The sequence below is a fragment of the Dactylosporangium roseum genome, from assembly GCF_025264685.1.
GTDB classification, from domain to species: Bacteria; Actinomycetota; Actinomycetes; order Mycobacteriales; family Micromonosporaceae; genus Dactylosporangium; species Dactylosporangium roseum.
The window spans coordinates 5,802,787-5,815,612 of sequence record NZ_CP073721.1 but is presented as its reverse complement, the minus strand read 5'-3'; the positions used below and the strand labels follow the sequence as shown (position 1 = coordinate 5,815,612).

Annotated in this window: 8 protein-coding genes; 3 read left to right on the top strand and 5 right to left on the bottom strand. The window is 66.5% G+C overall.

The features are described 5' to 3' along the window. Window positions 1-63: 63 nt before the first annotated feature. Window positions 64-1,131, bottom strand: coding sequence for an integrase core domain-containing protein (locus tag Drose_RS27150; RefSeq protein WP_260724150.1), 1,068 nt, complete (start codon window positions 1,129-1,131; stop codon window positions 64-66). Window positions 1,132-1,299: 168 nt separating this feature from the next. After that, window positions 1,300-2,010, bottom strand: a complete 711-nt coding sequence (locus tag Drose_RS27145) for a hypothetical protein (RefSeq protein ID WP_260724149.1) — start codon at window positions 2,008-2,010, stop codon at window positions 1,300-1,302. Here Drose_RS27145 and Drose_RS27140 point away from each other — a divergent pair. Further along, a complete protein-coding gene (locus tag Drose_RS27140; RefSeq protein WP_260724148.1) occupies window positions 1,973-8,329 on the top strand; it encodes a polymorphic toxin-type HINT domain-containing protein in 6,357 nt (2,118 codons plus the stop codon). The two genes, Drose_RS27145 and Drose_RS27140, sit on opposite strands and share 38 nt — an antisense overlap. 2 nt (window positions 8,330-8,331) lie before the next feature. Continuing rightward, window positions 8,332-8,613, top strand: a complete 282-nt coding sequence (locus tag Drose_RS27135; protein ID WP_260724147.1) for a S1 domain-containing protein — start codon at window positions 8,332-8,334, stop codon at window positions 8,611-8,613. Window positions 8,614-8,631: 18 nt separating this feature from the next. On the opposite strand, the gene Drose_RS27130 is transcribed toward Drose_RS27135, so the two are convergent. Beyond that, on the bottom strand, window positions 8,632-9,990 hold the full coding sequence (locus Drose_RS27130) for an IS701 family transposase (protein WP_425545107.1): 1,359 nt from the start codon (window positions 9,988-9,990) through the stop codon (window positions 8,632-8,634). 124 nt (window positions 9,991-10,114) lie between these two features. Between Drose_RS27130 and Drose_RS27125 the strand changes: the two genes are divergently transcribed. Then, window positions 10,115-10,855 (top strand): class I SAM-dependent DNA methyltransferase, encoded by a 741-nt coding sequence (locus Drose_RS27125; RefSeq protein WP_260724146.1) that lies wholly within the window; start codon window positions 10,115-10,117, stop codon window positions 10,853-10,855. A gap of 166 nt (window positions 10,856-11,021) precedes the next feature. Here the strand turns inward: Drose_RS27125 and Drose_RS27120 are convergent, their stop codons facing one another. Then, complete coding sequence (locus Drose_RS27120) at window positions 11,022-11,867, bottom strand: hypothetical protein (protein WP_260724145.1); 846 nt, start codon at window positions 11,865-11,867, stop codon at window positions 11,022-11,024. 96 nt (window positions 11,868-11,963) lie between these two features. Further along, window positions 11,964-12,641, bottom strand: a complete 678-nt coding sequence (locus Drose_RS27115; protein ID WP_260724144.1) for a hypothetical protein — start codon at window positions 12,639-12,641, stop codon at window positions 11,964-11,966. Window positions 12,642-12,826 lie beyond the last annotated feature (185 nt).

Sequence of the window (12,826 nt, the reverse complement as noted above, 5' to 3'; positions counted from 1 at the left end):
GGCCCGAAAGTGCCCGCCGTGTAGCTCACGGCTGCACCTGTGGGGCTCGTAAATTGGGTTTGGCTACGCGGCCTGCCTGTATTCGTTGATCAACCCGCCGAGGATCGGGCGTCGTCGGACCCGGGCGGCGTTGAGGTCGACGACCTGCGGCGGTGACGGGTTCGGTGGTTGCTGTTCGAGCGCTCGGTGTGGTCGGTGGGCGTTGTAGTGGGTGGTGTACTCGGTCAGGACGCGTGTCAGGTGTCGTTCGCCGGCGATGAGCATCCGGTCCGTGCATTCACGCCGGACGGTCCCGACCCAGCGTTCCGCGAAAGCGTTCGCCCGCGGCGCCTGGGGCGGTGTGCGAAGCACATCGATACCCGCGGCGGCGAACACGGCGTCGAACGCCGCCGTGAACTTCGCGTCCCGGTCACGCAGCAGGAACCGAAGCCCGTCGGCGCGCTGGTCCAGACTCATCAGGAAGTTCCGGGCCCGTTGCGTGACCCAGGCGCCGGTGGGGTGGGCGGTGACGCCGACGATGTGCACCTGGCGGGTGGCGAGTTCGACGAAGGACAGTATGTAGATCCGTTTGAGTAGCACGGTGTCGACGGTGAAGAAGTCGCAGGCCAGGATCGTGTGGGCCTGGGCGGTGAGGAACTGCTGCCAGGTGGGTCCGGTGCGGCGGGGTGCCGGGTCGACGCCGGCCTGGTGCAGAATCTTCCAGACCGTGCTGGCCGCGATCCGGTAGCCCAAACGAGCCAGCTCACCCTGCACGCGGCGGTGACCCCAAGCCGGATTCTCCGCGGCCAGCCGCAGCACCAGCGCACGGAGCTCCCGGTCGATGGGTGGCCGGCCGGGCCGTGCGTGCGGATACGTCCAGTGCCGGGCGATCAGTTGCCGGTGCCAGCGCAGCAGCGTGGCTGGGGTGACGAAGAACGCCGACCATTGTGGACGGGGCAGCAGTCGTGACAACGCCGCCAGCACCACCCGATCGGCTGGTTGCAGGTCGGGGCGGTGCACCTGCCGGCGCAGCACCGCCACCTGATGCCGTAATACGAGCAGTTCGACGTCTTTCGCGCCGCCGTCTCGGGCGAGCTGGGTCAGCATCTGCAAGATCCGGCGCAGGAGCAGGTACACCAGCGAAGCGGTCATGCCTCCATGGTGGCGCTTACGGCCGGGCGACCTCGCGCCGCAACGGCACGTCACAGCCTCGAACCGAATTTACGAGCCCCACAGGCGGGCTTCTGGTGTTTTGCTGTTTTGGGTCGCAGTGCACGGTCGGTGATCTCCGCTGTTGTGGTGGCCGGGCCGTGGACGGGGTCACTGCGCTGGTCGGTGGGTGTTCGGCTGGTGATGTTGTGCTGCCTGCCGATGTGGCGCTGGGTGATTGATGCTTGTCGACTCTTGCGCGGGGTTGATCTCTGGCCGTAGGTTTCTGGCTGCCGGTCCGGGCGGGGCTGGTGCTGCGCGGAGGGGAGGCGTCATGCCTGCGTCGGTGTCGTTGTCCGGGTTGTTGTCCGGGTTGGGCCGTCGCCAATTTGGTGGCTGGCGTGGTGTGGCGCCGGGTGGGCGGCGGGTGTTGGCCGCGGCGTTGTGCGGTGTTGTGGTGGGTGGGGTGTTGGTGGGGTTGCCGGCGCAGGCGGGGCCGTCGTGGCCGGCGCCGCCGCCGGCGGATGTGTCGGTGCCGTCGGTGCCGTCGCAGCCGTTGCCGGCTGCGTCGGGGGAGCCGGCGTTGCCGGCGATGTGGTCGGCGGCGAAGACGGTGTTCCCGGCGGGTGGGTCGGGCACGGTGCCGGTCGATGGGTCGACGACGTCGTCGGCTGGTGCTGCCGCCAAGGTCGGGACGACGCGGGTCGGTGGGTTGGTGGTGCGGTTGTACGGGGCTGGGGTGGTGGGTCCGGAGCCGCGGACGTTGCGGGCGTTGGAGGCGGCGCAGGCGCGGGCGGCGGTGGTGGGGCCGTCGCAGGTGGCGTTGTCGGTGGCGGATCGGGGGTTGACCGATCGGGCCGGGGTGAAGGGTGTGGTGTTCACGCTGGCGCGGGCCGATGGTGGTACCGGGTCGGCGCCGGTCGGGGTGGATATCGACTACACGGACTTCCGTGACGGTTACGGGGTGGCGGGGTTCGGGTCGCGGTTGGTGTTGGTGTCGTTGCCGGCGTGTGTGTTGTCCACGCCGGAGGTGCCGGCCTGTCAGGAGCAGATCCCGGTGCCGGGCGCGACGAACGTGGAGACGTCGTCGACGGTGTCGGTGCCGCAGTTGACGCTCGCGCCGGCATCGGCGGGATCTTCGGGGTCGGCTGGCGCGGGTGGGGGTTCGGTGTTCGCGTTGGCGGCGGGGAATTCGTCGCAGACGGGGGATTTCCGGCAGACGTCGTTGTCGCCGGCGGGGTCGTGGGCGGGGGGTGGCCAGTCCGGTGATTTCACGTATGCGGTGCCGTTGCGGATGCCGGCGTCGTTGGGTGGTCCGGCGCCGAGCCTGTCGCTGGGGTATTCGTCGGGTTCGGTGGATGCGCGGACGGCTGGGACGAACAGTCAGCCGTCGCAGATCGGTGAGGGCTGGGATCTGCCGATTCCGTTCATCGAGCGGTCGTACCGCAGTTGTCGGGAGGATGGCGGCAGTACCGGGGATCTGTGTCAGATGTCGCGGTACAACGCGACGTTGTCGTTCAACGGTGTGTCGACGTCGCTGGTGCGGGACTCGAACAGCGGGGTGTGGGTCGCCAAGGACGATTCTGGGTTGAAGATCGAGTCGTTGACCGGGGCGGCGAACTATACCGCTGATGGTGCGCACTGGCGGGTGACGACGCAGGACGGCACGCAGTACTACTTCGGGTTGAACCGGCTGCCGACGGCGGCGTCGAACGGTTCGCAGGACACGTACTCGGCGGCGGTGGTGCCGGTCTACGGCAACAATCCGGGTGACTACTGCTACACCGGCACGTTCTCCGGCTCGTGGTGCAACGTGGCGTACCGGTGGAATCTGGACTATGTGGTGGACCCGCGCGGGAACACTATGACGTACTTCTACGACAAGTACTTCAACGGGTACGGGGCGAACAACAACACCCGGGTCGCCGCGTATGACGCCGCGGTGTATGTGAAGCGGATCGAGTACGGCACCCGCAAAGACCAGGAGTTCGTGGGCCACGCGCCGGTGCAGGTGATCGTGTCGAACGTGCGGCGGTGCGCGGACGCGCCGACGTGTTCGAGCTGGCCGGACACGCCGTGGGACCTGTCGTGCGCGACGACCGCGTCGTCGTGCCCGGGCGTGGGGCAGCGCTCGCCGACGTTCTGGAGCCCGATGCTGGTCGAGGCGGTGCTGACTCAGGTGTGGGACGCCGGGTCGGGCACGTACAAGCCGGTGGACCGGTGGAACCTCAGGCACGACTTCCCGGCCAACAGTGACGGCACCACACCGCAGATGTGGCTGCGGTATGTGGATCACATCGGTCTGGCCAACAGTACTGCCGCGTCGGAGCCGACGATCGGCTTCTACGGTCAGGAGCTGGACAACCGGGTCGACTCCAGCACCGGCCTGGGGGTGCCGAAGGCGAAACACTGGCGGATGTCGATGATCCTGACCGGGCCCGGTGGGCAGATCGACGTCGCCTACTCGGCGCCGGAGTGTTCCCCGTCGTCGATCCCGGCCGCGGCGGACGACAACATCCGGCTGTGTTTCCCGCAGTGGTCCGCGCCGGAGGGCGGCACGGCCGGGTTCGGCTGGTTCCACAAGTATGTGACGACCTCGGTCATCGAGCGGGACAACGTCGGTGGGTCGCCGCCGGTGGTGACCAGCTACTTGTACGACAACGACCGCACCAACGCCAAGGCGTTGTGGCATTGGGACACCAACGAGATCGCGCTGACCACGACCCGGACCTGGTCCCAGTTCCGCGGCTACAGCAAGGTCACCACGATCGCCGGCGGGGCCGGGCCGACCACCACGACCAGTAGGTTGTACTACCGCGGCATGGACGGTGACCGGCTGGCCAGCGGCGGCGCCCGGTTCGCGAAGATCACCGACCTGTGGGGCGGCGACCTGCTCGACCAGGACCCGCTGCGCGGGTTCGTGCGGGAGGACACCCGCTGGAACGGCACCCTACAGGCCGCCGGCACTACGCACACCCCGTCGCTGACTGCCCGCGGGACGCGGGTCGAGGGGTGGCCGGACGGCACGTTCACCGCCTACCGGGTCACCGAAACCCAGACCCAGCACTACGAGCGGGTCGATGCGGTGCCGACCAACGTGTGGAGCTCGACCAACACCGCCTACGACAGCTACGGCCTGCCCACCGACATCGTGCACACCGGCGTTACCGGGAAGGAGACCTGCACCCGGACCAGCTACACCCAGGACGCGGCCAGCAACAAGGTCGCCTACCCGTACGAGGTCGCCACCTACGCCGGCACCACCTGCGGCAGCGGCACCCTGCTCAGCAAGTCCCAGACCTGGTACGACGGCCACGCCAACCTCACCGACCTGCCCGGCGCGGGCCTGCCCACCAAGGCCCAGACCCTGGTCACCACCAGCCCGAGCACGGTGTGGTCGACCGCCACCACCGGCTACGACAGCTACGGCCGGCCGGTGTCCTCGGTCGACGCCCGCGGGCATACCGTCACCACGGCCTACACCCCGGCCAGCGGCGGACCGGTCACCCAGATGGCCACCACGGATCAGTTCTTCACCAGCGGCAACACGGTCACGACGACGATCGACCCGACCATCGGCCCGATCACGGTGGTCGACATGAACGGGCACAAGACCGAGGCCACCTATGACGCGCTCGGCCGCGTCACGGCCGTGTGGAAGCCCACCGAGGACCGCGCCGCGGGCGCGCCGGCGTCCGAAAAATACAGCTACGAACTCAACGCCACCGCACCGTCGAAGACCACCGCGCAGGTGCTGCAACAGATCAACGGCCCCGGGAACAGCAACCCGGTCTACCTCACCTCGTACACCTACTACGACGGGCTGCTGCGCACCCGCAACACCCAGGCACCCGCGCCGGGCGGCACCGGCCGGATGGTGACCGAGACCAAGTACGACAACCGCGGCAACCCAGCCACCGCCACCGCCCCCTTCTACAACAGCAGCGCGGCCGGGTCCGGCCTGGTCAACACCGCTGCCGCGAGCGTGCCGTCACAGACCGTGGCCAGCTACGACAACCAGGACCGGCTGTCCACCGCCACCCTGCAGGCGTTGGGCGTCAGCCAGTGGTCCACCAGTTACAGCTACGACGGCGACCAGAGCACGGTTGTGCCACCCGACGGCGGCGCCGCCCGCACCTACGTTGATGCGTGGGGGCGGACCAGCCGGCTGGAGGTCTACCCCACCAGCACGGTCACCGGCAGCCACGAAACCACCAGCTACGCCTACGACACCGCCGGCAACCTCGCCACGCTCACCGACCCGGCCGGGAACGTCACCAGCTACGGCTACAACCTCGCCGGCTGGCGCACCAGCACCACCGACCCCGACACGGGCACCAGCACCAGCAGCTACAACGCCGCCGGCGACGTGATCGCCACGACCGACGGCCGCGGCCAGACAATCTCCCACGAGTACGACCAGCTCGGCCGTGAAACGGTCCGCTGGGCCAACGCGATCAGCACCGGTATCAAGCTCGCGACGTTCACCTACGACACCCTCAAGAAGGGGCTGCCGACCGCCAGTACCCGCTGGGTCGGCTCCGACCAGTTCACGGTCAGCGTCACCGGCTACACCAGCCGCTACCAACCGACCGGGCAGACCTGGTCCATCCCCATGAGCCAGGGCGCGCTCGCCGGTACCTACACCATCGGCTACGGCTACGACCGCGCCGAGCATCCCACCAGCATCAGCTACCCCGCCGGTGGCGGCCTGGCCGCGGAAACCGTCACCACCGGCTACAACACCCTCGGCTACCCCACCACCCTGACCGGCACCGACCCCTACGTCACCGCCACCAGCTACACCCAGATCGGCCAACTCACCCAACGCGTCTACGGCGCCAGCGGCCCCGGCCAACTCACCCGCGACTACACCTGGCAGCCCGCCACCGGACGCCTCGCCACCATCACCAGCAAACAACCCAACACCGGCGGCACCGGCTGGACCACCATCCAGAACGACACATACACCTACACCCCGACCGGCGACATCACCCGCATCCTCGACGGCACCGACAACCAATCCCAGTGCTACCGCTACGACGGCCAGCACCGCCTCACCCACGCCTGGACGACCCTGAGCGGCTGCACCAACCTGCCGACCAACGCCGACGTTGACACCTCCGGCAAATACCCCTACTACGACCGCTGGTCCTACGACAGCGCCAACCGGCAACTCGCCTACACCCACCAATGGACCTCGCAGAACGCGTGGACCCGCGTCCCGACCTACGGCCTAGCCGGCACCGACCCGGTTCACGCCGCCACCAGCGTGGCGCAACAGGGCGCCTACGCCCATACCGACACCATGACCTACGACAACGCCGGCAACACCAAACAACGCACCATCAACGGCGTCGTCACCGACTTCACCTTCAACCCCGAAAACCAGTTCTCCGCCGCCACCGTCCACGCCACCGGCGGCGACCAGCAAACCGTCCACCGCTACGACGCCACCGGCGCCCTCCTAATCCGCCTCGACCCCAGCGGCAGCACCCTCTACGCCGCCGGCCAGGAATACAAAGCCGTCGGCGGCACCGTCACCGCCACCCGCTACTACACCCACGCCGGCACCACCGTCGCCGTCCGCAACACCACCGGCTGCTACTGGCTCGCCGCCGACCACCAAGCCTCCGCGAACCTCACCGTCAACACCACCACCGGCGCTGTCCAACGCCGCTGGTACACCCCCTACGGCGCCGACCGTGCCACCCAAGGCACCTGGCCCACCGACCGCGGCTTCCTCAACAAACAAACCAACACCTCCACCGGACTGCTCGACGTCGGCGCCCGCGAATACGACCCCGACCTCGGCACCTTCATCAGCCCCGACCCATTCGTCGCATTGGATTCGCCGACCACCTTCAACGCCTACGCATACGCGGGCCATAATCCGATAACTCACTCCGACCCTAGTGGACTGTCATGGTGGGGCAATCTTCAAGAGTATCTTGTTGGTCTCGGTGACGGACTTAATCCGTTCAACGTCGCGAATGAAACGGTTGAAGGCATCAACCAAGTAGTCGAAGACCCAGGTCGAGTCGTAGATGACTTCAACGCCGAAGTCGACCGATGGGAACCCGAATACGGTCCACTGGCCCCTGGTTGTGTCGTAGTTGGGCATTGCCAGGTCATTGAAGACCTCAAGAACGGAGACTACTACGAGGCAGGCTACGGCACCGCCGGAGTCATTCTGTTTACGGCCGAAGTGGTTGCCGCTGTCCTGAGTCCTGCCGCGGGCGGGTTGGGTGCTTTCCGGTTGATGGCAGCGGCGGCTAAGGCGGTCACAAAGGTGGCCAAGTCTACCGCGAAGGCTGCCGGAAAGGCGGCCAAGGCTGCGACAAAGGCCGCCGAAGATGCCGTAAAGGTGGGGAAGAACGCGGCAAAGGCCGGTGCCAATGCTGGCGAGAGCGCCGACGTACCGATCAAATGCCACAGCTTCGACCCCAGCACGCCCATCCTCATGGCGAACGGGTCGACGAAGGCGATCGAGGATGTCGCGGTCGGCGACACCGTCATAGCAACTGACCCAACCACATCGGAGACCACAACTCAAAGCGTAACCGACCTGCACGTCAACCTCGATACAGACCTGACCGACCTCACAGTGATGAACGAGGTCGGCGAGACGCAGGAACTCAAAACCACCGACCGCCACCCGTTCTGGTCGGACACAGCACAGAACTGGGTCGACGCAGCCAATCTGACCCCTGGCGATCAACTTCGCACTGCGGACCACCACACACTGGTCGTGCTCAGGGTCCACAGCTACATCGGCGCTAAGACCATGCGCGACCTCACCGTCAGCAACATCCACACGTACTATGTGGTGGCCGGCAACACGCCGGTGCTCGTACACAACTGCGATCCGGTCTCGATCTACAAGGCTCCGGGCAAGGGAATGACCCAGAAACTGCTCGACGATGGATTCACCCCTGATGACTTCCCTGGCTCAGGAAATGGCTATCCAGATGGGCGAGCCTACTTCGGGTTGGGAGACGAAGGGAAGGCGATTGCTCAAGACTATGCGAGCCGTGGCGGCTATGATGGTACTGTCATTCATATCCGGATCCCGCGCGCCGATTTTGACCAGCACTTTGCCCCTCACGTAGGGTCGCATAATGGCGTTCCGAGGACCGAGGTAGCGGTGCCAAACACGATGTTCGGGATCCTCAACCGATTCAGGCGAGAGTTGCTCTGATCATGGAAGAAGCCAAGATCAGTGCGCAGGAGCGAGCGCTTATCGGCACGCTCGTCGAAGGTGAGGTTGAGGCCGCCTTTCGGTGGGGTGTGATCGTTGACCTTGGAATGTCTCGCGTGGGGCTTATTGACGCTCTGTACATCGACGACGACGACGATTATCAAGTAGGTGGAAGGGTTTCTGCTTACTTGGATAGCTTCGACAGTAAGAAGAATAAATTCATATTGCGACCGCCCGGTCAGGTGCCAGTGGCTGAACGGCTCAAGAATTTGGGGCTAGGTTAGTACGGCGGCCCGGGTTCGTTATGTAGATGCTGGTTGATGGGTGGCTTGTTGATGGGTGGCTTGTCCTCTGCGGCGGTAGTGGCTGGTCCTGGCGCGGGCTTGATGGCGGCGGCGCCATTGGGACCAGGTTAGCCAGTGGCTGATCGGGTGGATGGTGTTGGCGATCAGCTTGGCGAAGAGCCGCCGGATCTCGTTGAGCGTCAACGGAATCAGCGCGTGTTCGGTGTGCTGCCGGCGTTCCCGCGCGGCGATCACGGTGAGGATGGCGTGGGCGAGCATGACCAGGGTGGTGTGCCGGTACCAGGAGTCCCAGCGGCGGACCTGGGGTTCGTCCAGGCCGATGGTCTTGCCGGTCTGGAAGCAGGTCTCGACGTTCCATCGGGTTCCGGCCACCCGGACCAGTGCCCGTAGTGGGACCGGCCGGGGTGACCAGCAGCGGTAGAACGCCAATTCGCCGTCGCTGATCCGTCGGCGGATGAGTAGGCTGTGGTATCCGGCTGCCTCGCCTGCTGGTGGGGTGATGGTGATCCAGGCCCAGTCGTAGTCCCGGTCGCCTTTCGCCCCGGCCCCGGCGCTGACGCGGTTCCACCCGCTGGCGGGCAGCCCGGCGGCGAGGCGGTCCGCGCGGACCGGTCCGTCGGCCGGCCGGGCAGTGACTCGATGGCTCCTGGCGACGGCCAGGACATAGCCGACACCCTCGGCCTGCAGATCGCGGCGCAGGTGCCGGTCACCGCCGTAGAACTCGTCCGCGGTGCACCACGCTGCCGGCACCTGCGCGTGCAGTGCCCGGGCGAGCATCCGCCACGCGAGGGTGATCTTCGTGGCGAACCCGACGTGGGCGGGAACCCCGGCCGCGGCGCACCGGTCCGGGTCGTCGGTCCACGCCTTGGGCAGGTAGACCTCCCGGTCGATCAGCGTGGACCCGCCCGGTCCGGCATATGCGAGGTAGACCGCCACCTGCGCATTCTCGATGCGACCGGCGGTGCCGGTGTACTGCCGCTGGACACCGATCGTGTGGTATCCCTTCTTCAGGTCCCCGGTGTCGTCCAGGATCAGCACCCCGCCCGGATCGCCGAGCGTGTCGATGACGTAGCCGCGCAGGTCGTCACGCACCACGTCGGCATCCCAGACCGCCTCACCCAACAGTCGCTGCATCGCGTGCGGCGACGTGTCCCCTGCCTGCTCAGCCAACTGCCAACAGGAGCGGGTGTCCACATCGGACAACAACCCGAGCAGGAACGCGCGGGCCTGCCGGCGTGGCTCCACCCGCGCGAACCGGCCCGCGATCGCCGCGAACCCGGTGTCGAACTCGGCAACCCAAGCCTCGGCGTCTACGCTGTGCCCAACGGCCGCCGCACGATCTTCATTTGTCCTCACAAACAATGCATGATCAACCGGCGGCCGTCCCTATGCGCGCCGCCACGCCCAGCGGCCCCACGTTGCCACGATCGGCGGTACTCCTCACCGCCATGACACCCCGTGCTATGCGAGCATGGGCCGCGTGTCCAGCAGCGATGACATCCAGCTATGGAACGAAGCAACCGACCGATACGCCCAGCACATCAGCGGCATCGACGACTCGTTCTACCGGCGATTCAACCCATTCCTCTGGCAGGCATTGGGAGACGTCACCGGACAACGTCTTCTTGACCTTGGCTGCGGGCACGGCTGGCTGGCCGAACACCTCCGCCAGGCCGGAGCGACCGTGACGGGCATCGACGGCAGCACCGAACTCCTGCGACACGTCAGCGCCGCCTACCCCGAGGTCACTTTCACCACCCACGACCTCACCACCGGGCTGCCCCACCCCATGCAGACCTACCACGGCATCATCGCCCACATGGTCCTCACGGACCTGCCAGAACTGCAGCCGCTCATCGCCGACGTCCGAGCCTGCCTGGCCCCCGACGGCGTGTTCGCCTTCTCCATCCTGCACCCCTGCTTCTTCGCCCAGACCTCGGTCGAGGACGCCGCAACCGGCCAGCGATACCGCAAGGTCACCGGATACCTGCAACACGAACGTCGCTGGATCACCTCGTTCGGCGGCCATCACCACTACCACCGCCCGCTGTCCTGGTACGTCGACCTACTGGCCCGCAACCACCTGGTCGTCACCGGCCTGCACGAACCGCCGACCCTGCCGGCCCACCTCAACCCTGAACCGGAGTGGACCGACTACGAACGCTGGCTCGCCACCATCCCCACCATGCTCGCCATCGCCTGCCGACCCGCCCAGACATAACCGAAGCTCACAGCCGTTCCACCACTAGGAAACTCTTCCAACGCATCGAGGTACGGCTACATAACGAACCCGGGCTGTCGTATTAGAGGGCTTTGGACGACGAAGTCGTCTTGATCCGGTCAAGTTTGTGCGGCGGCGAGCGGGAGATGCCGCTGTTGCAAGGGCTTCAGATGGCCAGGCCGGCGTGTTGGGTGAGTTGGTTCAGTGCGGTGTCGTAGGCGCGGGTCGCGGCGTGTAGTGGTGATGGTGTTGGCGGGTCGGGGTCGGTGTGGTGGGCGGTGCCGGTTCTGAGGAGGCGGTCGTGGACGCGGGTGAGGAACATGGCGTGGTGCAGGCCGGTGTCGGTGACGCGGTAGCGGTGGGTGTGTGGGATGCGTTCGATCAGGCCGTGGAGTCGTAGTCGGCGCAGGTCGTAGGTGGCGCGGCCGGCTGTCCACGTCGCGGGGTTGGTGCCGAGGAGTTGTGTCAGGTGGGTGCGTAGCTCGGCGTTGGTGAACCCGTTGGGGTGGAGGCGGAAGACCAGGAGCACGGCGAGGAGGGCTTGGGCGCGGGGGTCGCCGAAGCGCAGCCCGGCGGCGTGTTGACCGTTGGTGTTGCTGGGTGTGGTGACGGTGGTGAAGGCTTCGGCTCCGGTGGCGGGGTCGTGGCTGATGTGTTCGACGTGCAGGAGACGTCGGTTGGCGGTGAAGCCGACCTCCCGCAGTGCGGTGAGGTTCGTCAGCCCTTTGCGGAGGTTGAAGTCGCCAGGGTCGTTGATGGTGGTCTCGGTGCGCAGCGCGCGGCCTTCCTTGTGGTACTGCTTGATGGTGGCGTGTTTGTAGTCCACGTGCAGGCTGGGTGTCACACCTGAGGTGATGATCCGGGTGCGGAACTGGCCGGGGGTGTGTTGCTTGCGTCCGTTGTGGATGCGCCGGTTGAAGACCAGCCCGACGTGGTCGGGGCGGCCCAGGTCGAGGTTGTCGTGGATGACCTGTTCGAAGAAGATCCGTCCGGTGACCGGTTTGTCGAGCATCTGGGTCAGGGAGAACTCGGCCTGCAGGATGGAGATCTCATAGCGGTAGTCGGCGGCGCGGTCCGCTGCGGTGAACGGATGCGGCAGCCGGCGCAGTCACTTGCGTAGCAGGGCGTCGATCTGGCGCGGACCCAGCCGATCGCAGAGCGCCTGGATCTTCGCTGGGTCATCGACAGCGGCGAAGCCGTTGTCCAGCGCGGTGAACCCGATGCCCTTCTTCGCGGCTTGCCGTTTGGCCCACTCGTGGCCGTTGATGCACAGCTTGGCGTTGTAGGGGAAGTAGCTACAGAACTTGATGAAGAACGGGCCGAAGTCGGTGTCGAAGCAGTAGAAGTAGAAGTGGTTGACCAGGGCGGATGCCTTGACCAGCCAGGCGTAGGACGCCCCGGTCTGCTGGTCGTAGCGGCGTTCGGTGCGCATCACGGCGGCTTTCTCCTGCGTACGGCCGACATACAGCACACCCTCGCTGCCGTCGTGCTGGGCCAGGTAGGACTGGGTGAGGTCGTCCTTGCGCTGGTTCTTGGCGAAGTGCACCAGGTCCAGGCTGTGCCGGTCGATGAAGTCCTGGATGCCGGCCACGAACGTCTTCGTCATCGGGGCCATCAACGCCGACGACGCGAACGTGTGACCGCGGTGGTGGTGGAAGAACGCCGCCGCGCCCCGCGGGTACTGCAACCGGGGCTGGTACACGTTGAGATACATCCGGTCGATCGACTCGATCTCGAACGTGACATGCCGGTCCAGGACATCGGCAACACTGCGCGGTACCGTCATGACAGACTCCGGTCGTGGGCATCGATCCGCAAGGGTCACCAACCGCTTCGGGCGGTTCAATCACCGGGGCCGGTATCGGTCACCGTCATTTGACCCGCGATCGGAGTCTGCCACCTGAGCAGCACCGAGTCACATGTCTGGTCGGGCTGGGGCGTAGCCCCGCTGGTACTCCAGCCGCACTTCCG

What these genes read in the sequence shown, in the direction of transcription:
- Drose_RS27150 (WP_260724150.1), bottom strand. Translation starts at nt 1,131, where the DNA reads ATGACCGCTTCGCTGGTGTACCTGCTCCTGCGCCGGATCTTGCAGATG.
- Drose_RS27135 (WP_260724147.1), top strand. Translation starts at nt 8,332, where the DNA reads ATGGAAGAAGCCAAGATCAGTGCGCAGGAGCGAGCGCTTATCGGCACG.
- Drose_RS27120 (WP_260724145.1), bottom strand. Translation starts at nt 11,867, where the DNA reads ATGCTCGACAAACCGGTCACCGGACGGATCTTCTTCGAACAGGTCATC.
- Drose_RS27115 (WP_260724144.1), bottom strand. Translation starts at nt 12,641, where the DNA reads ATGACGGTACCGCGCAGTGTTGCCGATGTCCTGGACCGGCATGTCACG.